The 23211-nt window shown below is 73.3% G+C and carries 18 protein-coding genes; 12 read left to right on the top strand and 6 right to left on the bottom strand.

Features of this window, described 5'->3' with window-relative positions; all coding sequences use genetic code 11:
* Positions 1-8 precede the first annotated feature (8 nt).
* The 3 genes from IF83_RS0102705 (at position 9) to IF83_RS0102715 (ending at position 2983) form a co-directional block, all read left to right on the top strand.
* Positions 9-617: an SACE_7040 family transcriptional regulator gene (locus IF83_RS0102705; RefSeq protein WP_030542377.1), complete on the top strand. Its 609-nt coding sequence runs from the start codon at positions 9-11 to the stop codon at positions 615-617.
* 275 nt (positions 618-892) lie between these two features.
* Positions 893-2050, top strand: a complete 1158-nt coding sequence (locus IF83_RS0102710; RefSeq protein ID WP_030542378.1) for an acyl-CoA dehydrogenase family protein — start codon at positions 893-895, stop codon at positions 2048-2050.
* Between the two features lie 45 nt (positions 2051-2095).
* Positions 2096-2983, top strand: a complete 888-nt coding sequence (locus IF83_RS0102715; RefSeq protein WP_030542379.1) for an acyl-CoA thioesterase — start codon at positions 2096-2098, stop codon at positions 2981-2983.
* 183 nt (positions 2984-3166) lie between these two features.
* Here the strand turns inward: IF83_RS0102715 and IF83_RS0102720 are convergent, their stop codons facing one another.
* A complete protein-coding gene (locus IF83_RS0102720) occupies positions 3167-3955 on the bottom strand; it encodes a phosphatase (RefSeq protein ID WP_030542380.1) in 789 nt (262 codons plus the stop codon).
* A 153-nt stretch (positions 3956-4108) separates the two neighbouring features.
* On the opposite strand from IF83_RS0102720, the gene speB reads away from it, so the two are divergent.
* A complete protein-coding gene (gene speB / locus IF83_RS0102725) occupies positions 4109-5239 on the top strand; it encodes an agmatinase (RefSeq protein ID WP_244176787.1) in 1131 nt (376 codons plus the stop codon).
* An 88-nt stretch (positions 5240-5327) separates the two neighbouring features.
* Here the strand turns inward: speB and IF83_RS34500 are convergent, their stop codons facing one another.
* Positions 5328-5639, bottom strand: coding sequence for an ATP-binding protein (locus IF83_RS34500; protein ID WP_051722386.1), 312 nt, complete (start codon positions 5637-5639; stop codon positions 5328-5330).
* Between the two features lie 405 nt (positions 5640-6044).
* Here IF83_RS34500 and IF83_RS0102740 point away from each other — a divergent pair, with 405 nt between their 5' ends.
* The 4 genes from IF83_RS0102740 to IF83_RS0102755 all read left to right on the top strand — a co-directional run bounded on the left by IF83_RS0102740 (position 6045) and on the right by IF83_RS0102755 (position 9026).
* Positions 6045-6899, top strand: coding sequence for a helix-turn-helix domain-containing protein (locus tag IF83_RS0102740; RefSeq protein ID WP_030542383.1), 855 nt, complete (start codon positions 6045-6047; stop codon positions 6897-6899).
* An 11-nt stretch (positions 6900-6910) separates the two neighbouring features.
* Positions 6911-7123, top strand: coding sequence for a DUF397 domain-containing protein (locus IF83_RS0102745; RefSeq protein ID WP_030542384.1), 213 nt, complete (start codon positions 6911-6913; stop codon positions 7121-7123).
* 141 nt (positions 7124-7264) lie between these two features.
* On the top strand, positions 7265-7981 hold the full coding sequence (locus IF83_RS0102750; protein ID WP_030542385.1) for a S1 family peptidase: 717 nt from the start codon (positions 7265-7267) through the stop codon (positions 7979-7981).
* Between the two features lie 85 nt (positions 7982-8066).
* Positions 8067-9026, top strand: a complete 960-nt coding sequence (locus IF83_RS0102755) for an aminoglycoside phosphotransferase family protein (RefSeq protein WP_051722388.1) — start codon at positions 8067-8069, stop codon at positions 9024-9026.
* 51 nt (positions 9027-9077) lie between these two features.
* On the opposite strand, the gene IF83_RS0102760 is transcribed toward IF83_RS0102755, so the two are convergent.
* Positions 9078-9992 carry a PIG-L family deacetylase gene (locus IF83_RS0102760; RefSeq protein ID WP_208605839.1) on the bottom strand — a complete coding sequence of 305 codons (915 nt, stop codon included), beginning with the start codon at positions 9990-9992 and terminating at the stop codon, positions 9078-9080.
* 431 nt (positions 9993-10423) lie between these two features.
* Here IF83_RS0102760 and IF83_RS0102765 point away from each other — a divergent pair, with 431 nt between their 5' ends.
* The 3 genes from IF83_RS0102765 (at position 10424) to IF83_RS0102775 (ending at position 17730) form a co-directional block, all read left to right on the top strand.
* Positions 10424-14635 carry an ABC transporter ATP-binding protein gene (locus IF83_RS0102765; RefSeq protein WP_244176788.1) on the top strand — a complete coding sequence of 1404 codons (4212 nt, stop codon included), beginning with the start codon at positions 10424-10426 and terminating at the stop codon, positions 14633-14635.
* A 170-nt stretch (positions 14636-14805) separates the two neighbouring features.
* Positions 14806-16053 carry an ABC transporter substrate-binding protein gene (locus tag IF83_RS0102770; RefSeq protein ID WP_051722418.1) on the top strand — a complete coding sequence of 416 codons (1248 nt, stop codon included), beginning with the start codon at positions 14806-14808 and terminating at the stop codon, positions 16051-16053.
* Between the two features lie 165 nt (positions 16054-16218).
* Positions 16219-17730 carry an alpha/beta hydrolase family protein gene (locus tag IF83_RS0102775; RefSeq protein ID WP_030542390.1) on the top strand — a complete coding sequence of 504 codons (1512 nt, stop codon included), beginning with the start codon at positions 16219-16221 and terminating at the stop codon, positions 17728-17730.
* 90 nt (positions 17731-17820) lie between these two features.
* On the opposite strand, the gene IF83_RS0102780 is transcribed toward IF83_RS0102775, so the two are convergent.
* The 3 genes from IF83_RS0102780 to IF83_RS0102790 all read right to left on the bottom strand — a co-directional run bounded on the left by IF83_RS0102780 (position 17821) and on the right by IF83_RS0102790 (position 21752).
* Positions 17821-18498 (bottom strand): hypothetical protein, encoded by a 678-nt coding sequence (locus IF83_RS0102780; protein WP_078843102.1) that lies wholly within the window; start codon positions 18496-18498, stop codon positions 17821-17823.
* A 113-nt stretch (positions 18499-18611) separates the two neighbouring features.
* A complete protein-coding gene (locus IF83_RS0102785; RefSeq protein WP_030542392.1) occupies positions 18612-20468 on the bottom strand; it encodes a glycoside hydrolase family 3 protein in 1857 nt (618 codons plus the stop codon).
* A gap of 366 nt (positions 20469-20834) precedes the next feature.
* Positions 20835-21752: a LysR family transcriptional regulator gene (locus IF83_RS0102790; RefSeq protein ID WP_030542393.1), complete on the bottom strand. Its 918-nt coding sequence runs from the start codon at positions 21750-21752 to the stop codon at positions 20835-20837.
* A 380-nt stretch (positions 21753-22132) separates the two neighbouring features.
* Here IF83_RS0102790 and IF83_RS0102800 point away from each other — a divergent pair, with 380 nt between their 5' ends.
* On the top strand, positions 22133-23200 hold the full coding sequence (locus IF83_RS0102800) for an EamA family transporter (protein ID WP_037678380.1): 1068 nt from the start codon (positions 22133-22135) through the stop codon (positions 23198-23200).
* Positions 23201-23211: the final 11 nt, after the last annotated feature.

Below are 23211 nucleotides of genomic sequence, written 5' to 3' on the forward strand. Positions count from 1 at the left end.
ATGGCTTCATGACTCCCTCCGCCGCCGCCCCGGGTGCGGCCCCCAGCCGCCGCGAGCAGATCCTCCGGGAGGCCGCGCGCCTCTTCGCGGAGCGCGGCTTCCACGGCGTCGGTGTGGACGAGATAGGGGCGGCCGTCGGCATCAGCGGCCCCGGTCTGTACCGCCACTTCCCCGGCAAGGAGGCGATGCTCGCCGAACTGCTGGTCGGCATCAGCAGCCGGCTGCTGCACGGCGGCCGGCGCCGGGTCGCCGAGGCGGCCGGGCCGCCCGGCGCGGTCCTGGACTCGCTCATCGACGGCCACATCGACTTCGCCCTCGACGACCGGGCGCTGATCGTCCTCCACGACCGCGAGCTGGACCGGCTGCGGGAGAGCGACCGCAAGCTGGTCCGGCAGTTCCAGCGGCAGTACGTCGAGCTGTGGGTCGGCGTCGTGCGCGACGCCTACCCGGACCTCACCGAGGACGAGGCCCGCGCCTCCGTCCACGCCGTCTTCGGCCTGCTCAACTCCACCCCGCACCTCGGCACCCCGGGCGCCTTCTCGCGGCGCGAGCCGATGGCGGCGCTGCTGCACCGGCTTGCGCGCGGGGCCTTCGACGCGGCCGTGCCGGCCTTCTGAGCGGCGCGGATTCCCTCGCCCTCCGTCGGCCTCCTCCCGGCTCCGTCCGGGCCCGCGCGGGCTCCTGTCCGCCCGGCCCGGCCCTCGATGCGGCCCTCCGACCGGCCGCCGCATCCGGTGCGGCGTGACGGACGTCTCTGGACAGTGCGGGTAACCGCCGGGTAGCTTTCCCTGAGCAAGCGCTTAGACATACCTGCGGGTGAGGCTTGCCCGGACCGGCACCGGTCCGCCCATCCACCGGGTTCAGCGGGTTCAGCAGAGGGAGGCGTGCGGAGATGCGTCGCACGGTGTTCAACGAGGACCAGGAAGCGTTCCGGGAGACCATTCGCGATTTCATCGCCGCCGAGGTCGTGCCCGTCTACGACCAGTGGCTGGAGGCCGGCCAGGCCCCGCGCGACTTCTACTACAAGCTCGGTGAGCTGGGCATCTTCGGCATCGAGGTGCCCGAGGAGTACGGCGGCGCCGGCGAGCACAGCTTCAAGTTCCAGGCGATCATCGCCGAGGAGTCCGCCCGCGCCGGCGTCAGCTTCGGCGGCAGCAGCGTGCACGTCGGCCTCTGCCTGCCGTACCTCCAGGCGTACGCCACCGATGAGCAGAAGAAGCGCTGGCTGCCGAAGTTCGTCACCGGCGAGATGATGTTCGCCATCGCCATGACGGAGCCCGGCACCGGCTCCGACCTGGCCGGCATGAAGACCACCGCCAAGCTCTCCGAGGACGGCACCCACTACGTCCTCAACGGCGCCAAGACCTTCATCACCGGCGGCGTCCACGCCGACCGCGTCATCGTCTGCGCCCGCACCTCCCCGCTGGACCCCGAGGACCGCCGCGCCGGCATCTCCCTCTTCGTCGTCGACACCAAGTCCGAGGGCTACGCGGTCGGCCGCAAGCTGGAGAAGCTGGGCCTGAAGACCTCCGACACCGCCGAGCTGTCCTTCACGGACGTCAAGGTGCCCGCCGAGGACCTGCTCGGCGAGGAGGGCAAGGGCTTCCTCTACCTCGGCCAGAACCTGCCGCAGGAGCGCCTCGCCATCGCCATGGGCGCCTACGCGCAGGCCGCCGCGGCCATCAACTTCGCCAAGGAGTACGTCCGGGACCGCACGGTCTTCGGCAAGCCCGTGGCCGCGTTCCAGAACACCAAGTTCGTGCTGGCCGACTGCAAGGCCGACGTGGACGCCATGGAGGCCGTGGTCGACCGCGCCCTCGACGCCCACGACGCCGGTGAGCTGAGCGCCGCCGACGCCGCCTCCGCGAAGCTGTTCTGCACCGAGAAGGCCGCCGAGGTCATCGACAAGTGCCTGCAGCTGCACGGCGGTTACGGCTACATGATGGAGTACCCGATCGCCCGCCTCTACGCGGACAACCGCGTCAACCGCATCTACGGCGGCACCAGCGAGGTCATGCGCACCATCGTCGCCAAGTCGATGGGGCTGTGACGGCGGGGCCCGCCTCCCTCACACGCGGCTGAGCACACTGACGACATGAGCGAAGCACTCCGGAGTCTCCTCGATCTGCTCGATCTGGAACGGATCGAGGAGAACATCTTCCGCGGCGCCAGCCGGCCCGCGGTGATCCCCCGCGTCTTCGGCGGCCAGGTGGCCGCCCAGGCGCTGGTCGCCGCGGGCCGCACGGTGGAGCCGGACCGCCCGGCGCACTCGCTGCACGCGTACTTCCTGCGGCCGGGCGACCCCGGGGCGCCGATCGTCTACACCGTCGACCGCATCCGCGACGGCCGCTCCTTCACCACCCGCCGCGTGGTGGCGGTGCAGCACGGCAAGCCGATCTTCCACCTCTCCGCCTCCTTCCAGCTCCACGAGGAAGGGCTGGAGCACCAGGAGCCGATGCCGGCCGCGCCGGACCCGGAGAGCCTGCCGAAGGCGGAAGAGCTGCTGCCCAAGTACGCGCATCTCTTCAGCTCCCCGGGCGTCGTGGAACGGATACTGGAGGCCCGCTCGGCCGTCGACCTGCGCTACGTCGACGAGCCGCCGTACGCCACCGCCGCCCAGGGTCCGCGCGAGCCCCGCTCGCAGGTGTGGTTCCGCACGAACGGCAAGCTCGGCGGGGAGATCGACGCTCCGCTGCTGCACGTCTGCCTCGCCACCTACGTCTCCGACATGACGCTGCTCGACTCGGTCCTCCTCGCCCACGGGCGCGGCGGCTGGGCGGTCGGCGACGTGGTCGGCGCCAGCCTGGACCACGCGATGTGGTTTCACAGACCCTTTCGCGCGGACGAGTGGTTGCTGTATGACCAGAGCAGCCCCTCGTCCTCCGGCGGACGGGGACTGGGACAGGCCCGTATCTATACCGCCGACGGCCGCCTCGCGGTGACCGTCATCCAAGAAGGGCTGGTCCGGGTGCCTCGGGTGTGAGGTGTCCCGTGACCGGGTCCGGCGGGGCCGCCGTGGAGACGGACGGCGGCCCCGTCCGGGCCGTACAGGTGCGGGAGGGCCGATGCCCTGGACCGTGGGGCACCGGCCCTCCCGTTCCGCCGTGTGCCGCCCGCTCCTGCGTCCCAGGCTTCCCCCGCTTTCCCCGCCTCCGGCCTTCCCCGGCTACAGACCGGCCGCGTCCAGCAGATACGCGGTCATCGGGTCGTAGAAGCGCGGGTCGAGGACGTGGTCGTCCAGCGGGACGGTGACGGCGAGGGTGCCCTCCGCCTCGCCCAGGAACAGCGCCGGGTCGTTGCAGTCGGCGAAGCCCACCGCGTTGACGCCGCGCTGCCCCGCGCAGCCCGCCCAGCCGTGGTCCGCCACCACCAGATCCGGCAAGGGCCGCCCCGCGTGCTCCAGGGCGTCGAGGATCGCCGCCATCGGCGCGGGGGAGTGGGTGTGCCAGAGGGTCGCGCCGCGCTCCAGCACCGCCACATCGGCGAACTGGACGACAAACCCCTCGTCGGCCCGCAGCCCGCCCGGGATCTCCATGACCTCGCAGCCCGCCGCCCGCATCCCGGCCGCGACGGCGCGGTGGACGTCCAGCAGCCCGCCCGGATGCCCGGTCGCGAAGAGCACCCGGTGCCCCTCGCCGGCGGACTTCCGCAGCACGGCGGCCATCCGGTCCAGCGCGTCCACCGTCAGGGTCGGGTCGATCGTGTCCTGGCCGGCGCGGTGCTCCGGGTCGTCCACGACGCCGCAGCGCTCCGCCATCACCGCCAGCACGTCCTGCTCGTCGGTCCACCGGTCGCCGAGCTCCAGCCCGAGCCAGTAGTGGCGGTCGCCGTTGGCGAGCTTGCGGTAGTGGGACAGGTTGTTGTCCCGCGGCGTGGCCACATTGCCCGCGATCCGCGTACGGACGAGGTGGTCGATCAGCTCGGCACGGTTGGGGGCGGGGCTGGGTATCGGCATACGGCCATTGTGACCCGTACGGACGCGGGCTGGACGTCGTGTCCAAATAGCGCGCAGGGCCACTGGCAAACGTACATGTGCGGAATCCGGCGTTCTGCCTAGGCTCGGAGGGTCCGCAGCCGTATCCGACCGCCGAGAGCAGAGGCCCCCCGCATGACCTCAGCCGACCGCAGCCACCAGCACGAGGCCCAGGGCCGGGACGAGGCCCGGGGCCGGGACGCCGGAGCCGGAGCCCGGACGGCCGGGGGCATCGGAGCCGGGGACGCCGGGGCCGGAACCCGGGACACCGGCGCCGGAGCCCCTGACGCCGGGGCCGGGAAGCGCGCCGGGCAGCCCTGGGGCCCCGTCGACTCCTCCCGCGTCCCGCGCTACGCCGGGCCCGCCACCTTCGCGCGGCTGCCCCGGATCGACGAGGTCGGCGGCACGGCCGACGTCGCGGTGGTCGGCGTGCCCTTCGACAGCGGCGTCTCCTACCGGCCCGGCGCCCGCTTCGGCGGCAACGCCATCCGCGAGGCCTCCCGGCTGCTGCGCCCGTACAACCCCGCGCAGGACGCCTCTCCCTTCGCGCTGGCGCAGGTCGCGGACGCGGGCGACATCGCCGCCAACCCGTTCAACATCAACGAGGCCGTCGAGACGATCGAGGCCGCGGCCGACGACATCCTCGGCACCGGCGCCCGGATGATGACCCTCGGCGGCGACCACACCATCGCCCTGCCGCTGCTGCGCGCGGCCGCCCGCCGGCACGGCCCGGTGGCCCTGCTGCACTTCGACGCGCACCTGGACACCTGGGACACCTACTTCGGCGCCGAGTACACCCACGGCACCCCGTTCCGGCGGGCCGTCGAGGAGGGCATCCTCGACACCTCGGCCCTCTCGCACGTCGGCATCCGCGGCCCGCTGTACGGCCGGAAGGACCTGGACGACGACGAGAAGATGGGCTTCGGCATCGTCACCTCCGCCGATGTGATGCGGCGCGGCGTGGACGAGGTCGCCCAGCAGCTCCGCGAGCGCATCGGCGACCGCCCGCTCTACATCTCCATCGACATCGACGTCCTCGACCCGGCCCACGCCCCCGGCACCGGCACCCCGGAGGCGGGCGGCCTGACCTCCCGCGAACTCCTGGAGATCCTGCGCGGCCTGGCGGACTGCCGGCTGGTCTCGGCCGACCTGGTGGAGGTCGCCCCGGCGTACGACCACGCGGAGATCACCTCGGTCGCGGCCTCCCACACGGCCTACGAACTGACCACGATCATGGCCCGCCAGATCGCGGCGGACCGGGGCTGACGCCGGGGCGGACCGGGGCCGTAGCCCGGGCCCTGTGAGACCCGCCGGTCGCGGTTCCACGGCCACCGGCGGTGCCGTCTCCCCCTCCTCACCGCCCGCACCGGTTGACGAGCTCGAACCAGACGCTCTTGCCGCTGGGCGGCCGTCCGCCGTGCCAGACGGTGCCCCAGGCGTCGGCGCACGCTTGAACGAGCAGCAGCCCGCGCCCGTGCTCGGCCGTCTCGGGCGCGGACTCCGGCGCCGTGCCGTCCCCTTGCGCCGCCTGTGGCCAAGGCATGCCGCAGGGATCATCGTCCCGCACGGAGACCCGCAACTGGTCCGCCCGCACGGTCGCTTCGAGGGTCAGCCGGTGCACCTTCGTGTGCAGACGGACGTTCGAGACGACCTCCGAGACGAGCAACCGCGCCAGCTCAACAGGGGCGTGTGCCCGGTGACCGTCAGCAGCCCGGTGAGCATGTCCCGGGCGACCTTGGCGGTCTCGGGGATGTTCGGCGCTTGCATGGTGTACGAGCGGACGGGAGCGTCGGCGTGAGAGCTGACGAGAACGGGCGTGCTCAACGGGGCCTCCGGTCGGTGGAGTTGGTGAGAGACGAGCACCGGACGCCCGCCACCGTGGCTCTGCCCGCCCGCGTGGCGGACCGGCCGCGCTGCGGATTTACCGGCATGCGTAGCGGCACGGACACGGACCGTACGGGGCAAGGATTCTCCGGGGCAAGTATGTAGAGCGGGATTCATCCTCGCGGGTGGTCTCGTGCTATACGTACGCGCATGGCCGGAGTTGCCCGAAGAGAGGACCAGCGCCCCCATGCCACCGAGGGACAACCCCACGGCCCGACAGTCGCGCCTGGGCGCAGAGTTGAGGAAGCTGCGGGAACGCGCCGGGAAGCCCGCCCGGGAGGCCGGTGCTCTGCTCGGGGTGGACCAGGCGAAGATCAGTAACATCGAGTCAGGGCGCATCGGCGTGAGCGAGGAGCGCATTCGGCGGCTGGCTGTGTATTACTCATGTGCTGACACGGCCCTGATCGACGCGCTGTGCGCCATGTCTCGTGAGCACCGGGGCCAGTTCTGGTGGGACGAGTACCGGGGAATCCTCGCTCCGGCCTTTCTGGACATCGCGGAACTGGAACATCACGCCGTTCGCCTGCGCTCGATGCAGACGCTCTCCCTGCCCGGCCTGCTCCAGACCGAGGACTACGCGCGTGCGCTGTTCAAGGGCGGTATTCCGCCGCTGCCCGGTGAGGAGATCGAGGCACGGGTCGAGCACAGGATGAGGCGGCGTGCCGTCCTTGAACGTGACGATCCGCCACCGTACGAGGCGGTCATCCACGAGGCTGCGCTGAGGATGCGGTTCGGCGGAAGGAAGGTCGCCAGGGCTCAGCTGGAGCATGTGCTGGAAATGTCGGAGTGGCCAGCTGTCACGGTGCGCGTGCTCCCTTTCAGCAACGAGCAGTTCATCGAGGTCACCCAGCCGCTGCTCTATGCCGTCGGTGTCGTACCGCAACTGGACACGGTGCAGAAGGACAGTCCTTCCGGTAGCCACCACCTTGACGCGGATGCTGAACTCCAAAAGCATCGGGCGTTGTTGGACGTCGCCGAGAGCGTCTCGCTCGATGTCGGACAGTCCCGGCAGCTCATCGCCGACATCGCACGAGAACTGTGAGGAACGGGTCCATGGAGATACCGGTGCACTGGCAGAAGTCCTCATTCTCCGGAGCGGAGGGCCCGAACTGCCTGGAGATCGCCGGTGTGCCCGGCGGTCTGCTGATACGGGAGAGCGACGTGCCCGGAACCGTCCTCGAGGTCGGCCGTGCGGCGCTGGCCGGACTCGTCGCGGGTGTCAAGGCGGGCGAGTTCGACCTGCTGAACGCTTCTGGCGAGCGGTGAGCTGACGCCTCTATCGGGAAGCCGGGCGGCGGGGCTCGGTCTGTGGGTCTTGGGCCGGTGGCCACGCGGTTGGCGGCTTTCGGCCTGACCGTACGCGTCCGGTGGGCGGAGAATGGCAGGCCCATGCCAAAGGAGCCCACCGTGAGTTCCCTGTGTTCCCAGAGACCGCTCCGAACCCTCGTCCGGGCCGTCGTCGTGCTGACGCTGCTCTTCGGCTGGTCCGCCGTCACCGGATCGGTGGCCGCCCATGCCGGGGAGCGAGCGGGGCAGCAGGCGGCCGTCGCGGTGCGCGGGGGTGACACCCTCTACGGCGCCGGGGGCACCCGCTGCACCGTGGGCTTCAACGCCCGCTTCGGCTCCACGTTCTACGCCCTCGTCTCCGGGCGGTGCGCCCAGGGAGCGCAGACCTGGTACGCCGACTCCGCGCTGACCGTCCAGGTCGGCGTCACCGCGGGAGTGAGCTTCCCGGGCGACGACTACGCGAGCATCCGGTACACCAACACGGACGTCGCCTACCCGGGCGAGGTCTCGCTGGGCGGCGGCGGTACCCACGACATCACCAGGGCGGCGAATCCCGTCGTCGGGCAGGTGATCTGCCACGTCGGGCGGACCAGCGGATACCACTGCGGGATCCTCCAGGCCGTGAACGTCACCGTCAACTACGGCGGGGGAACCGTCTACGGACTGTTCCGGTCCACCATCTGCTCCGAGCCCGGGGACACCGGCGGCCCGGCCTTCTCGGGCGGCACGGCCGTCGGCATCATCGTCGGCGGCAGCGGGAACTGCAGCTCGGGAGGGGTCACCTACTACCAGCCGGTGGCCGAAGGGCTGTCGGCGTACGGTCTGAGCGTCTACTGAAGCGGCTGAGCCGAGCCGAGCCGTCGGGGCAGGTGAGTCCCGGCTTGCCGGGCGACTCGGCGGCAAGCGACACGGGAGCTGCCTGATGACCGAGGGAACGGCCACCGAAGGCGATCCCGCGCCCGTGGAGGTGCCCGGGGCGCTGGCCGCCGCGCACGCCCGTTACGAGGGCGAGGCCGGGCGGGCGTGGGTCGCTGCGCTGCCCGGGCTCGCGGAGGCGTATCTCGGCCGGTGGCGGCTGCGGCGGGACGGGCCCGTGGCGCACGGGGTTGCCGCGCTGGTCGTGCCCGTGGTGGGAGAGGACGGCGTGGCGGCGGTGCTCAAGCTCCAGCCGGTCACCGACGAGACCGCGGGCGAGCCGGACGCCCTCCGGGCCTGGGGCGGCGATGGCGCCGTGCGGCTGCTCCGGAACGATCCGGAAACCGGGACGATGCTGCTGGAGCGGCTCGATCCGGCCCGGACCCTCGCCGGGATCAGCGACGACATGGCCGCCCTGCGCATCCTCGCCGAACTGCTGGCCCGGCTCACCGCGCGCGCCGCGCCGCCCGGTATGCGGGGGCTGGGCGACATCGCCGCCGGGATGCTCCGGGGGCTGCCCGCCGCCCGGCGCGCACTGGCCGACCCGGCCGAGCGGCGGCTGCTCGACGCCTGCGGCGGCGCCGTACGGGAGTTGGCGGGTGAGCCCGGCGACCGGCTGCTCCACTGGGATCTGCACTACGAGAACGTCCTCGCCCCGCTCCCCGGATCCGGCCGCGAACCCTGGCTGGCCATCGATCCCAAGCCCCTCGCGGGTGACCCGGGTTTCGAACTGCTGCCCGCCCTGCGCAACCGCTGGGACGACATCACGGCCGCCGGCGACGTTCCGCGTGCCGTACGCCGCCGCTTCGACCTGATGACGGAAGTCCTCGGCCTGGACCGCGTCCGCGCCCGGGGCTGGACGCTGGGCCGCGTCCTCCAGACCTGCCTGTGGGGTATCGAGACCGGCGAAAGGGCCCTCGATCCGGTGCAGCGGGCGATCGCGGAGGCGCTGTCCCCGATCGGGTGAACACCTGGCCGCCGGAGGTCTGGGACGCAGGGGCGGGGCAGTGTGTCGGTGTCAGTCGTCCCCCGGGCGGAGCAGGCGCAGGTGTTCGCGGTCGCCGAGGAGTTCCAGGCGGCGCCAGAGGACGCTGCCGGGGACGGCCTGGCTGCGGTGGCAGGCGACGGCCTTGAACTGCCGGGCGCGGTCCACCGTGACGGTGAGGTCGACAGCCTCGGGCGGGTGGCCGTCGAACGCGGCGCCGTGCTCCCGGCGGAGTTGGTCGGCCACCGCCTCGGGGACCGTCCAGCCCAGGACGGGCAGGCCGAGGCCCTCGGCCGCGCCGAGGGCGGCGGCCGTGGCGGCGGCGTGGTCGGGGTGTCCGGTGACGCCGGTGGGGTCGAAGACCAGGAGCCCGTCCGGGCCGGTCTCCTGGGCCACGGCTTCGACACGGCCTGCGAGTTCGGCGGGGTCGGCGGCAGCGAGGCGGCCGTCCGGGTAAGCCAGCAGCCGCACGTCGTCGGCGCCGAGGGCGGCCGCCGCTGCGGCGAGTTCACCGGCGCGCAACCGCTCCAGGTCTCCCGCGACACCGTGCAGCGTTGACGCCTCGCCGTGGGTCAGGCAGAGGACGGAGACCCGGGCGCCGTCCGCCGCGAAGGCGGCGAGCAGGGCGCCGAGAGCGAAGGACTCGTCGTCGGGGTGGGCGACCACCGCCAGGACCGAACGCCAGCGGGGGAGGCGGCCGTCCGGGGGCGGTGAGTGGTCGGGGGCTGATGAGACGTGGGCGGCGTCGGCCGGGTCGTGCGCTCCGTCCCGGCCGTCCGAGCCCGGGGCGCGGTGCTGGTTGTCGTACAAGCCCTGTGGACTGCCCCGGTCGTCGGGGGCCGGGCGGGGCTCCGGGAGCCGGGCGGGGACGGGTTCCGCGGGGAGGGCGCGGTTGCGGGGCGCGGCCTCGCGGGCGTCGTCAGCGGGCCGCGTGGTCGGGTCGGGCACGGCGTCTCCTTCGGTGCGTACCCGTCCGGGCTCGCGTCCGGCCGGTGCGCCACGGCGGGCCGCCGCCGTCCGAGCCGGGTGCCGGAACCAGCGGTACCGCCCTTGCGACCAGGGGAACCGCCGCGCTCAGCTCCTCATTCCCGCCGCCCCTCCCGCAGTGTGTGCCCGGTGTCTCCCGGCTCCGCGCGGCATCCCGGGGCGGTGAGCGCCGACCGGCGGGCCGAGGCGGTACGGAGCGCTAAATCACGGCACCGCGCAAGGTGGACGGCGAACCGCGCTCACGGGCGGCGGGCCCGCCCCCGCCCCCGGTCGCGGCAGTGCTCCGCCCGGAGGACCGGGACCTGCGACCGGGCGGACCTCCGGCCAAAGTGGGTACGCACGGGCGAAACAAAAACGGCCGCCCGAGGTGTTCTCGATCGTGGTGCCGTGGGATGGCCACGACACCGCACGAGCGGGGACGACGGAGGTCATCGGTGGGCGGCACGGCGACGGAGGCGGCTGATCGGCCCGGATCGGGCCCGGAGACGGGGACCGGGGGCGGCGGGCACGGGGCGGCCGGAGAGCCGGGAGGTCCCGGGGACTCCGGGAAGGCCGGTGGGTCGAGCGGCCACGGCGGCCCGGGCGGCGCCGGCGGTTCCGGCGGTCACGGCGGCCCGGGCGGCCACGGCGACCCCGGCGGCCCCGGCGGCGACGCCCCGTCCGGCGAGCCGGCCCGGGAGAAGGCGCAGCGGCCGCCGCAGGGCTGGGCCCGGCGGCTGACCGGCTACGCCTGGCGGTACCGGCGCAACACCCTTCTCGCCCTGGGCTCCTCACTCGGCGGTATGGCCGTCATGGCGCTCGTCCCGCTGGTCACCAAGCTGATCATCGACGACGTGGTGGTCGAGCACAGCCGCCCGATGGCGCCCTGGGCCGGCGCCCTGATCGGCGCGGCCCTCGCCGTCTACGCGTTCACCTACGTCCGCCGCTACTACGGCGGACGGCTCGCCCTCGACGTCCAGCACGACCTGCGCACCGACATGTACCGCTCCCTCGTCCGGCTCGACGGGCGGCGGCAGGGCGAGCTCTCCACCGGCCAGGTGGTCGGCCGCGCCACCAGCGACCTCCAGCTCATCCAGGGCCTGCTGTTCATGCTGCCGATGACGATCGGCAACATCCTGCTGTTCTTCATCTCGCTCGCCGTGATGCTGTGGCTGTCGCCGCTGCTCACCCTGGTCGCCGTCGCGATGGCGCCCGCGCTGTGGTTCCTGGCCGACCGCAGCCGCAAGCGGCTGTTCCCCGCCACCTGGTACGCCCAGGGGCAGGCGGCGGCCGTCGCGGGGATCGTGGACGGCGCCGTCACCGGCGTCCGCGTCGTCAAGGGCTTCGGCCAGGAGGAGCAGGAGAGCGGGAAGCTCCGCGAGGTGAGCCGCAAGCTGTTCGCGGGGCGGATGCGGACCGTCCGCCTCAACTCCCGCTACACCCCCGCCCTGCAGGCGGTGCCGTCCCTCGCCCAGGTGGCGATGCTGGCGCTCGGCGGCTGGATGGCCACCCGCGGGCAGATCACCCTGGGCACCTTCGTCGCCTTCTCCACCTATCTCGCCCAGCTCGTCGGTCCCGTCCGGATGCTGACCATGGTGCTCACCGTGGGCCAGCAGGCCCGTGCCGGCGTGGAGCGCGTCCTGGAGCTGATCGACACCGAGCCGGCCATCGACGAGCGCCCCGGCGCCCGGGAGCTGCCCGCCGACGCGCCCGCGACCGTCGAGTTCGAGCGGGTGACCTTCGGCTACGACCCCGAGCGCCCCGTCCTGAAGGACTTCTCGCTCTCTATCGCGCAGGGCGAGACCGTGGCCGTCGTCGGGGCCTCCGGCAGCGGCAAGTCCACCGTCTCCCTGCTGCTGCCCCGCTTCTACGACGTGTCGGAGGGCGCCGTCCGGGTCGGCGGCCACGACGTCCGCGATCTGACGTTCGACTCGCTGCGGGCCGCCATCGGCCTCGTACCGGAGGACAGCTTCCTCTTCTCCGACACCGTCCGCGCCAACATCGCCTACGGCAACCCCACCGCCACCGACGAGCAGGTACGGGCCGCGGCCCGCGCCGCCCAGGCCGAGGGCTTCATCGAGGACCTGCCCGATGGCTACGACACCACGGTCGGCGAGCAGGGCCTCACCCTCTCCGGCGGCCAGCGCCAGCGCGTCGCCCTCGCCCGCGCCATCCTCACCGACCCCCGGCTGCTGCTCCTCGACGACGCCACCTCGGCCGTCGACGCCCGCGTGGAGCACGAGATCCACGCGGCGCTGCGCGGGGTGATGGCCGGCCGGACGACCCTGCTGATCGCCCACCGGCGCTCCACCCTGGCCCTCGCCGACCGCATCGCCGTCCTCGACGGGGGCCGGCTGTCCGACATCGGGACGCATGAGGAGCTGGAACGGCGCTCCGCGCTCTACCGCCGGCTGCTGACCGACCCGGACGAGCTGGGCGGCGTCGAGCGCGACCCGGTGGCCCGGCTCGCGGACCGCGAACGGGAGGCGGGGCGCGAACGGGCCCGGGAGCGCGACGGCTCGGAGCACTCCGAGGACTCCGGGCACTCCAACCACTTCGAGGACTTCGAGGCCGAACTCGACGCCGAGGCCGAGATGGGGGCCGAGCCCGTCAGCTCCCGCCGCCGGGTCGCCGAGCGCGTCACCCCCGAACTGTGGCGCCGCGCCGGGGAGTCGCAGGGGGCCACGAGCTCCGTCGCGGCCTCCGCCGCCTCCGCCGCCCGCCCGTCCGCGGCCGGCGCGGCGGCCGGACCCGGTATCGCCGGGGCGATGGCCGGGATGCCCGCCACCCCGGACCTGCTGGCCAAGGTGGCCGCGCTGCCGCCCGCCACCGACATCCCCGGCATCGACGAGGAGCAGGCCGGCCGGCCCGAACGGGACTACGGACTGCGGCGGCTGCTGCACGGCTTCGGCAGGCCTCTGCTGCTGGCCATCCTGATGGTGGCCGTCGACGCGGGCGCCGGGCTGCTGCTCCCCGTCCTCATCCGGCACGGCATCGACGAGGGCGTGCAGCAGCTGGCGCTCGGCGCGGTGTGGGTGGCCTCCGGGCTGGCGCTGCTGGTCGTCCTCGCCCAGTGGGCAGCGCAGATCGGCGAGACGCGGATGACGGGCCGCACCGGTGAGCGCATCCTCTACAGCCTCCGCGTGAAGATCTTCGCGCAGCTCCAGCGGCTCGGTCTGGACTACTACGAGCGCGAGCTGACCGGCCGGATCATGACCCGGATCACGACCGATGTCGACGCGCTGTCGACCTTCCTGCAGACCGGGCTCGTCACCGCGCTGGTCTCGCTGCTGACCTTCTCCGGCATCCTCGTCGTCCTGGTCGTCATCGACGTGGAGCTGGCGCTGGTGGTCTTCAGCACCCTGCCGGTCCTGATCGCCGGCACGTTCTTCTTCCGGCGCCAGAGCGTCAAGGCGTACGAACTGGCGCGCGAGCGCGTCAGCGTCGTCAACGGCGACCTCCAGGAGAGCGTCGCCGGGCTCCGCATCGTCCAGGCGTTCCGGCGCGAGCCGGACGGCGTCGAGCGCTTCACCCGGCGCAGCGACGGCTACCGGCAGGCGCGGGTGCGCGGACAGTGGCTGATCTCCGTCTACTTCCCCTTCGTGCAGCTGCTGGCGTCCGTCGCCGCGGCGGCCGTGCTGGTCGTCGGCGCGGGCCGGGTCGGCGAGGGGACGCTGACGGCGGGCGCGCTCGTCGCGTATCTGCTCTACATCGATCTGTTCTTCGCGCCGGTGCAGCAGCTCTCGCAGGTGTTCGACGGCTACCAGCAGGCGACGGTCTCGCTCCGCCGCATCCAGGAATTGCTGCGCGAGCCGACCTCCACGGCCCCGGCCGAACACCCGCGCGAGGTGCGGAAGCTGCGCGGGGAGATCGTCTTCGACGGCGTCCGGTTCCGCTACGGGGCCGCCGCGGGGGACGGTGTCCCGGAGGAGGCGCTGTCCGGGGTGGATCTGCGGATCCCGGCCGGGCAGACCGTGGCGTTCGTCGGCGAGACCGGCGCGGGCAAGTCCACGCTCGTCAAGCTCGTCGCCCGCTTCTACGACCCCACCGAGGGCGCCGTGCTCATCGACGGCACCGATCTGCGGGAGCTGGATCTGGCCGGATACCGCCACCGGCTGGGTGTCGTGCCGCAGGAGTCGTACCTCTTCCCGGGCACCGTGCGGGACGCCATCGCCTACGGGCGCCCGGAGGCCACGGACGCCGAAGTGGAGGCCGCCGCACGGGCCGTCGGCGCGCACGAGATGGTCGCCTCGCTCGACGGCGGCTATCTGCACGAGGTCTCCGAACGCGGCCGCAACCTCTCCGCCGGCCAGCGGCAGCTGATCGCGCTGGCCCGCGCCGAGCTCGTCGACCCGGACGTCCTGCTGCTCGACGAGGCGACGGCCGCGCTGGACCTGGCGACGGAAGCCCTGGTCAACCAGGCGACGGACCGGCTGGCCGGCCGCCGGACGACCCTGGTGGTCGCGCACCGCCTGACCACCGCCGCCCGCGCCGACCGGGTCGTCGTCATGGACCACGGCCGGGTCGTCGAGGACGGCACCCACGCCGAGCTGCTCGCCGCGGACGGACACTACGCCCGGCTGTGGCGCACCTTCGCCGGAGAACCGGAAACCGCCGGGGTGTGACACCCGGCGGTTCCGCTTCGATACCTAAGCGATACGCACCGTGGCGTAGACCGGGGACGCTCCGCGATGGAAACTCATAAGTCGCGCCGTGTCCGGTTTTGATCGGTGCGGCGGTTTCGCATCGTGAAGCAGAAGGCGGTAGTGCAGTGCAGCGGCGTTTCCTCGGTCCGATGGCGGCCGGTCTCTCGGCCGGTCTGGTCCTGACCCTCTCGGCGTGCGGCGACAGCGCTACCGCGGAGAGCGGTGACACCCAGCTCAAGCTGATCGTCACCGAATACGGCGACAGATCCGGCACCAGCTCGAAGAGATACTGGGACCAGCTCATCGGCGAATTCCAGTTCGAGCACCCGGACATAGCCGTCGACGTCGACGTCTACGACCGCGGCGAGGTCGACCGCAAGGTCGCCGATCTGGTGAAGGCCGGCAAGGCGCCGGACATGGCCCAGATCGCCACCTACGCCGACTACGCGGCCGAGGACAAGCTCTACAGCGCCGACGAACTCCTGTCGATCCCCGCCCAGGCCGACTTCATCCGCGCGGTCTCCGTGGCGGGCACCGCCAACCGCAAGCAGTACGGTCTGCCGTTCACCGCCAGCACCCGGGTGTTCTTCTACAACAAGAAGCTGCTGAAGCAGGCCGGCATCGACAGCCCGCCGAAGACGTGGGACGAGCTCCAGGCCGACGCCACCGCGCTCCAGCAGTCCGGCGTAGAGATCCCGTACGGGCTGCCGCTGGGCCCGGAGGAGGCGCAGGCCGAGACCCTCAACTGGATGCTCAGCGCCGGCGGCGGCTACACCGACAACATCGGCAGCTACACCTTCGACGCCCCCGAGAACATCCGGGCCTTCGAATGGCTGCGCGACGAGATGGTCGCCAAAGGGCTCACCAACCCCTCCCCGGGCAAGACCAACCGCAAGGACGTCTACGACGCCTTCATCCGCGGCGAGGTCGCCATGCTCAACGGTCACCCGACGCTGATGGAACGCGCCCAGGAGGGCGGCATCGACTTCGGCATGGCACCGCTGCCCGGCCGGGAGAAGCCGTCCACGGCCACCACCGGGGTCGCCGACTGGATGACGGCGTTCAAGCAGAACGGGCACCGCAAGGAGATCAGCGCCTTCCTCAACTTCGTCTACGACAAGAAGAACGTCCTCAAGTTCGCCGAACAGTACGACCTGCTGCCGGTGACCAACTCCGCCTTCGACGAGATGCGCTCCGACGAGGCGCACCAGAACGTCTGGGAGTTCCTGGACCAGCTGCGCACCGCCCAGCTCTACCCGGTCGACAAGGTCTCCTGGGCCCCCACGGTCCGCGACCTGCGCCGGCAGATCGGCACCACGGTGGAGCAGGGCGGCAATCCGGGGAGCGTGCTGCAGGCGCTCCAGCGGGAGGCCGAGGCCACGGAGAACGCCAACTGACACCGCCGGCGGCGCCGGTGGCACCGGTGCCGAAGCCGTCCCGGGCCGGGCGGCCGCCGCGCACCCCGGCCCGGTGCCCGTTCGGGCCGTACCCGCACGGCGGTCTGGCGGACCGTCATGCTCCCCGCTAGGTTCGCAGATTCACGCGAACTCAGGGGAGGGCGGATGCGCAAGGCGTTGACGTGGCTGCCGGCACTGGCGGTGTTCCTGGGCACTCTGTGTGCCGGAACGGCACCGGCCGCCGCGAACACGGCCGCGGAGCCCGCCGGCCCGGGCACCGGCAGCACGGCGAACAGTGCGCGCGGCGCGGACCGCTCGGACCGTGCGGACCGTGCGGACAGGCCGGACAGTGGTGACATCAAGGACCGGATCCTGGCCATCCGCGGCATGCGTCTGGTGGAGGAGAAGCCGGTCGACGGCTACCGCTTCTTCGTCCTGGAGTACACCCAGCCCGTCGACCACCGCCGCCCGTACCTCGGCACCTTCCAGCAGCGGCTCACCCTGCTGCACAAGGGCACCGACCGCCCGGTGGTCTTCCACACCTCCGGCTACCACGTCTCCACCCAGCCCGGCCGCAGCGAGCCCACCCGCATCGTGGACGGCAACCAGGTCTCCCTGGAGTACCGCTACTTCACCCCCTCCCGTCCGGACCCGGCCGACTGGTCCAAGCTGGACATCCGGCAGGGCGCCGACGACCAGCACCGCCTCTTCCGGGCCCTCCAGCGGATCTACCGCGCCAACTGGCTCTCCACCGGCGGCAGCAAGGGCGGCATGACCGCCACCTACTACCGCCGCTTCCACCCGCACGACATGGACGGCACCATCGCCTACGTCGCACCCAACGACGTCCGCAACCGCGAGGACTCCGCCTACGACCGGTTCTTCGAACAGGTCTCCACCCCGGAGTGCCGGGCCGCGCTCAACGCCGTCCAGCGCGAGGCCCTCGTCCGCCGCGACGAGATCGTCGGCCGCTATGAGGACTGGGCCCGGGAGAACGGGGCCACCTTCACCACCGTGGGCAGCGCCGACAAGGCGTACGAGAACGTCGTCATGGACCTGGTGTGGGCCTTCTGGCAGTACCGGACGGAGGCGGACTGCGCCGAGGTGCCCGCGCCCACGGCCTCCACGGACACCCTCTACACCTTCGTCGACGAGGTCTCCGGCTTCTCCTTCTACACCGACCAGGTCCTCGCCGGCTACGCGCCGTACTTCTACCAGGCCGGGACGGAGCTGGGCTGGCCCTCCTTCCGCACCCCGCACCTGGACGGCCTGCTCCGCCACCCGGGCATCTACCAGCCGCGCAGCTACGTCCCCCGGGACATCCCGATGCGCTGGCGCGGCCGGGTGATGGACGACATCGACCGCTGGGTGCGCCACCGCGGCGAGCGGATGCTGTTCGTCTACGGCGAGAACGACCCGTGGGGCGCGGAACGGTTCCGCCCCGGCAAGGGCTCGCGCGACGCGTACGTCTTCACCGCGCCCGGCGCCAACCACGGGGCGAACATCGCCGGACTGACGCCGGAGGAACGGGACAAGGCCACCGCCGAGGTCCTGGAGTGGGCGGGCGTGGCGCCCGCCGCCGTCCGCCGTGACGCCTCGAAGGCCGAACCGCTGGCCGAGCGGGACGCGAAGCTCGACCGGAAACCCGTCGAGCCGCGCAACGCCCTGCGGCCGTAGGCACGGCGCAGGCACGGCGCAGGCACGGCTTGGAGGGCCGCACGGCACGGGCGGGCGCCGGGTTGCCGACGGCGCCCGCCCGCCCGGCACTCAGAGGCGGCGGGCGCAGCCGGTCGGCTTGTCGCCGCCCAGCCGGACGTACAGGTCCGTCGACCGGGGGCAGGAGGAGCGTTTCGCCACCGCCTTGGTCACCTTGAACTCCGGCGCGGGCACGGCGGATTCGGCGCAGGAGGTCTCCCGGACCTCGTTCTTCCGGGTCAGCCGGACGCAGTCGCCGGCGATCGTGCGCGGGCCGCCACCGCCGCCGGGGTCGCCGGGGTGCGGCGGCTCCAGATTGCGCATGCAGGCGTAGCCGCGCCGGGCCGCGGAGCCGCTGCCGCCGCTGTCGCCGATGCCGTCCGGGTGTTCGGTGATGTGCAGCAGGAAGTCCGTGCGGGCCGGGCAGACCGGGCCGTCCTCGGTGCCGCCGTGGAAGCGGAGCAGCACCCTGGCCACGGCCCGCTCGCTGCCGCACGGCACCTCGTCGAAGGACCGGCGGCCGCGGGTGCTGCACTCGTTCTCGGCGAGGAAGACGACGTTGGGCGTGGACGCGCTCGCCGCCGCCTTGCCGTCGGGCCCGGCGATGCGGCCGGTGCCGGAGGTGTCCGGCTGCCCGCAGGCGGCGGCCAGGGTGAGCGGAAGGGCGAGCAGGACGCTCAGGGCGGCACGCCGCGCCCCTCGCGTGGTCCGTGCCGTCGCCGGTGTCCCGCTCTGTCGTCTCGCGCGCATGGGCTCATCATCCCCCGTCCGCCGGACGCGGCCCGCGGGGGCGGGCGCACGCCCGGCGGGGGCGGGGCTTTTGCGGCGTACCGTCCGGGGATGCGCCGCGGGTGGCGTAGCGGTCAGTACGACAGGCCGTGGCCGATCGGGTACAGCACCTGCTCCGGGTCGTCCGCGTCGGTGACCGGAACGGGCAGCCGGCCGACCGGGTCCACCCGGCCCGCGATCACCCGGGCGGCGGCGCGCATCTCCCCGTCCGTCCAGGAGTAGCTCGCCAGCGAGGCCGCGACGCCGTCGAGCCGGGCGATGTCGTACGGGTTGCGGATGGCCAGCTGGACGACGGGGACTCCGGTCGCGACGAGCCGGGAGACCAGGGTGCGCTGCGGGGACGTGGCGGTCACGTTGTAGGTGGCCACCACCACCGCGTCCCGGCCGGACGCGGCGGCCGCGGCCCGCTCGATCAGCTCGGGGGTCGGGGTGACGCCGGTGGAGAGCGCTGTGGCGGTGAAGCCCAGTTCGGTGAGGGTCCGGGCGAGGACGGTCGTGGGCGGGCCGCCGGTTCCGGAGGGGGCGGCCGGGTCGGCGCCCACCACCAGCAGGTCCTGGTGCCTGCGGGGCTTCAGGGGCAGCGTGCGGTGGCCGCCGGTCCGCCGGTTGAGGACCAGCGTGGTGGTGCGGTCGGCGATCCGCTGGGCCGCCCGCAGGTGCGGCGGGACGCCGACGGTGCGGTCGACGCCCTCGTGGGTCACGTACGGCTCGTCGAAGAGGCCGCGGCGCTGCTTGAGCTCCAGGATGCGCAGCAGCGAGGTGTCGACGCGCTCCTCGCTGATCTCGCCGCTCTCCACGGCCGCCAGCACGGCGTTGTAGGCGAGCCGGAAGTCCGGCGGGTTCAGGAGCTGGTCGACGCCGGCCTTGAGGGCGAGGACGGGCACCCGCTCGTCGCCGTACTTCTGCCGCACGCCCGCCATGTCGAGGGCGTCGGTCACCACGACGCCCTCGTAGCCGAGGCGTTCCCGCAGGATGCCGGTGAGGATCGGCCGGGAGAGGGTCGCCGGGTCCCCGGCCGGGTCGAGGGCGGGGACGACCAGATGCGCCGTCATGATCGAGTCGACGCCCGCGGCGATGGCGGCGCGGAACGGCGGCGCGTCGAGCCGCTGCCACTCCTCCTCGCTGTGGGTGATGACCGGGAGGCCGGTGTGGCTGTCGGTGTGGGTGTCGCCGTGGCCCGGGAAGTGCTTGGCGGTGGCCGCGACGCAGGCGCTCTGATAACCCTTCACCTGGGCCGCGACCAGGCGGGCGACGGCATCCGGATCGGCACCGAACGACCGCACGCCGATGACCGGGTTGGCCGGGTTGACGTTGACGTCGGCGACCGGCGCGTAGTCCTGGCGGACGCCCATGGCGGCCAGTTCCGAACCGGAGATGAACGCGGCCCTGCGAGCGTCCTCACGGGAACCGTCCGCGCCGAGCGCCATCGCACCCGGCAGCAGGGTGGCGGGCGCGCCCACACGGGCCACGAGGCCGTGTTCCTGATCGGTGGAGATGAGCAGGGGGACGGGGGTGGGCTGGGCGAGGCCGGCGCGCTGGATGCCGTTCGACAGGTCGGCGATCTGGTGCGGATCGCGGACGTTGTGCGCCCAGGCGAAGTAGATGATGCCGCCGACGTGGTACTCGGAGACCAGTTCGGCCGCGGTGGAGACCCCGATCTCCTTGCGGTTGGCGGCGGCGTCGGCCGGGTCCGGGTCGGTGGCGGAATGCCCGTACACCCGCATGACGAACAGCTGGCCGACCTTCTCGCGCAGGCTCATCCCGGCGATGAGGCGGCGGAGTCTCCGCCGGTCGACGGGGTGGTGGCCCGGGGAGTGTCCCGGCGGATGCGGCGGCCCGGCGGCGAGGACCTCGCCGGCGCCGGTGGCGGCGAGCGCCGCCGCTGCGGCGGTGGCGGTGAGCAGGGTGCGGCGGGACGGGGAGTGGTGCACGGTGCGCTCCTTCCGTACGGAGGTGGCGGGCGCCGGAGCGGCCCGCGGCCGCCGCCCGCGCCCGCGGTGGCCGGCGGGGGCGGCCCGGGGCGGCGAGGGCCGGGCCGGGGCGGAGGGGCCGGTGTCCTTGAGCGGGGTGGCGGGCGGGTGTCGCGATCCGGCGGCCTGACGGTCCGGCGGCTCGGTGGCTCGGTGGCGCGATGGCTCGGCGGGGCTCGGCGGGGGCGGGGCGGATGAAGGAAACTTCCAGCCGTCAACGGATATCCGGAAAGTTTCCGCCAGTCAATGGGCCGTGCGCTCCATGGGCCCGTACGGGTCGCGCGCCGTCCGCGCGGCGGGGGCGGCGAGGGCTGCGGGACGCCGCCGTCAGCCCCGCTTCCGCTCCGGCTCGGCACGCCAGTGGCGTCGCAGCGCGCCGACCGTCTCCACGATGGCGGGACGGCGTGCCGCGCCGGGCCGCCACAGGGCGTACAGCCGGCGCACCGGGGCGGGCTCCAGCGGCACCACCGTCACCTCCCCGGGCAGCGGACCCCGTCCCAGCCAGGGCACCAGGGCGATGCCGAGACCGGCGGCCACCAGGGCGGTCTGGGTCTCGTACTCGGCCACCTGGTGTGCCAGTACGGGCTCTTGGCCGGCCGCGCGCAGGGTCCGCACCAGCCAGTCGTGGCAGACCGACCCCGGCGGCTGGCAGATCCAGCGCTCCCCGGCCAGTTCCTCCCGCCGCACGGCCTCCCGGCCGGCCAACGGGTGCCCGGCGGGCACCAGCAGCTCCGACGGATCGTCACCGATCACCGTGCGTTCGACGCCTTCGGGGGTGGGCAGCGGCGCGACGTCCCAGTCGTGCGCCACGGCCAGGTCGATCACACCGCGGGCCACCAGCGCGGGCGACAGATGAGGGTCCGCCTCGGTGAGCCGTACGTCCAAGGAGGCATGACGGGCCGACAGTTCGGCGAGGACACCGGGCAGCAGGCCGCGGGCCGCCGTCGGGAAGGCCGCGACGGAGAGCAGCCCCGAGGGCTGCCCCCGCCGTTCCTCCAGCTCAGTCTCCGCCCGCTCCATCAGCGCGAGCAGTTGTTCGGCCGCCGCCGCCAGCGCCTCCGCCGCGTCGGTGAGCACCACGCCCCGGCCGCGCCGTTCCAGCAGCGGGGTGCGGGTCTCCCGTTCCAGCTTGGCGATCTGCTGGGAGACGGCGGACGGGCTGTAGCCCAGGGCGTCGGCCGCGGCGGCGACCGAGCCGTGCACGGCCACCGCGTGCAGGGCCCGCAGCCGGGGCAGATCGAGCACGGTCCGTTCTCCCTTCCCGCGCCGGCGGGCCGGGCGACGGACGGTCCCGGGTGTGGTCGCGGCGCGGCTGTCGAACAGTTGACCACGGGGAGGGGGAGGTGCGGGAGCCGGGCCCGGGGACGGCCGGGGCGGCCGGCAGGGCGGACCGGAAGCGCGGACGAGAGGCGCGGACCGGAAGTCCGGAGCGGAAGTCCGGACCGGAAGTCCGGACCGGAAGTCCGGACCGGAAGTCCGGACCGGAAGTCCGGACCGGAAGTCCGGAGCGGAAGCCCGGGGAGCCGGGCCGCCGGGGCCCCCGTCCCGGGATGAAGCACTGCTTCATCATCCGGTGAAGCATTCCGTGCTGGTGCTTCACGGTCCGCCGCGGCGATGCTCGCACCATGCGTGCCGTACACACCGCCCTGGCCGTCCTCGTCGCCGCCGTCTGGGGCGTCAACTTCGTGGTCATCGAAGTCGGCCTCGGCCACTTCCCGCCGCTGCTCTTCTCCGCCCTGCGCTTCCTGGTGGCGGCACTGCCCGCCGTCTTCTTCGTGGGACGGCCGCCCGTCGCCTGGCGTTGGGTCGTCGCGGTCGGGCTCGCGCTCGGCGTGGCCAAGTTCGGACTGCTGTTCGTCGGGATGGACGCCGGGATGCCGGCCGGACTCTCCTCTCTCGTGCTGCAGATCCAGGCCGTCTTCACCGCCCTGTTCGCGATGGCGGTGCTCGGCGAACGCCCCGGTGGCGTGCGGCTGCTGGGCATGGCCACCGCCCTGGCCGGCATCACCGTCGCCGCCGTCGACGAGGGCGCCTCCGGACCGCTGTCCGGCTTCCTCCTCGTCGTCGCGGCCGCCGCCTGCTGGGGGGTGTCGAACGTGATGACACGGCTTGCCGCGCCCTCGGACGCCTTCCGTTTCATGATCTGGGTGAGCGCCGTGCCGGTGCTGCCGCTGCTCGGGCTGTCCCTGCTGGTCGAGGGGCCCGAGGCCGGCTCGGCGGCCCTGCGGTCGATCGACGCGGGCGGGGCCGGGGCGGTCCTCTACGTCGCCTGGTGCGCCACCGTGTTCGGTTTCGGGGCCTGGGGCTTCCTGCTCCGCCGGTATCCCGCCTCGTCCGTCGCCCCGTTCTCCCTGCTGGTGCCGGTCTTCGGGATGTCCTCCGCGGCACTGCTGCTGGGCGAGGACGTCAGCGCTCTGCGGTGGTGCGCCGCGGTGCTGCTGGTCGGCGGAGTGGCCGTCACCTCGTTCGGCGGGCGCGCCGGGCCCGGACGCGGCAACGGCGGCCCGGACGGGGACGGCCGGGGCCGGGGTCCCGTCAGGCGGACTGGGTCAGCAGCCCCAGCAGATGATCGCGGCCCGGTGCCAGCAGCCCCGGCAGCTCCGGGGCCCGCGGGTACCAGCGCTTCTCGAACTCCCAGCACAGCCAGCCCGCGCCCGCGTCCGGACGGGTCTCTCCCGCGTCCTGCCGGGTGAGCAGGTCCACG

The organism is Streptomyces albus subsp. albus, from assembly GCF_000719865.1.
Lineage (GTDB): Bacteria > Actinomycetota > Actinomycetes > Streptomycetales > Streptomycetaceae > Streptomyces > Streptomyces albus_E.

Bases quoted from the DNA above. Each gene is read 5' to 3' on its own strand.
- IF83_RS0102705 (WP_030542377.1), top strand. From the start codon at position 9: ATGACTCCCTCCGCCGCCGCCCCGGGTGCGGCCCCCAGCCGCCGCGAG.
- IF83_RS0102710 (WP_030542378.1), top strand. From the start codon at position 893: ATGCGTCGCACGGTGTTCAACGAGGACCAGGAAGCGTTCCGGGAGACC.
- IF83_RS0102715 (WP_030542379.1), top strand. From the start codon at position 2,096: ATGAGCGAAGCACTCCGGAGTCTCCTCGATCTGCTCGATCTGGAACGG.
- IF83_RS0102720 (WP_030542380.1), bottom strand. From the start codon at position 3,955: ATGCCGATACCCAGCCCCGCCCCCAACCGTGCCGAGCTGATCGACCAC.
- speB (WP_244176787.1), top strand. From the start codon at position 4,109: ATGACCTCAGCCGACCGCAGCCACCAGCACGAGGCCCAGGGCCGGGAC.
- IF83_RS0102740 (WP_030542383.1), top strand. From the start codon at position 6,045: ATGCCACCGAGGGACAACCCCACGGCCCGACAGTCGCGCCTGGGCGCA.
- IF83_RS0102745 (WP_030542384.1), top strand. From the start codon at position 6,911: ATGGAGATACCGGTGCACTGGCAGAAGTCCTCATTCTCCGGAGCGGAG.
- IF83_RS0102755 (WP_051722388.1), top strand. From the start codon at position 8,067: ATGACCGAGGGAACGGCCACCGAAGGCGATCCCGCGCCCGTGGAGGTG.
- IF83_RS0102765 (WP_244176788.1), top strand. From the start codon at position 10,424: ATGGCCACGACACCGCACGAGCGGGGACGACGGAGGTCATCGGTGGGC.
- IF83_RS0102770 (WP_051722418.1), top strand. From the start codon at position 14,806: ATGGCGGCCGGTCTCTCGGCCGGTCTGGTCCTGACCCTCTCGGCGTGC.
- IF83_RS0102775 (WP_030542390.1), top strand. From the start codon at position 16,219: ATGCGCAAGGCGTTGACGTGGCTGCCGGCACTGGCGGTGTTCCTGGGC.
- IF83_RS0102780 (WP_078843102.1), bottom strand. From the start codon at position 18,498: ATGCGCGCGAGACGACAGAGCGGGACACCGGCGACGGCACGGACCACG.
- IF83_RS0102800 (WP_037678380.1), top strand. From the start codon at position 22,133: ATGCGTGCCGTACACACCGCCCTGGCCGTCCTCGTCGCCGCCGTCTGG.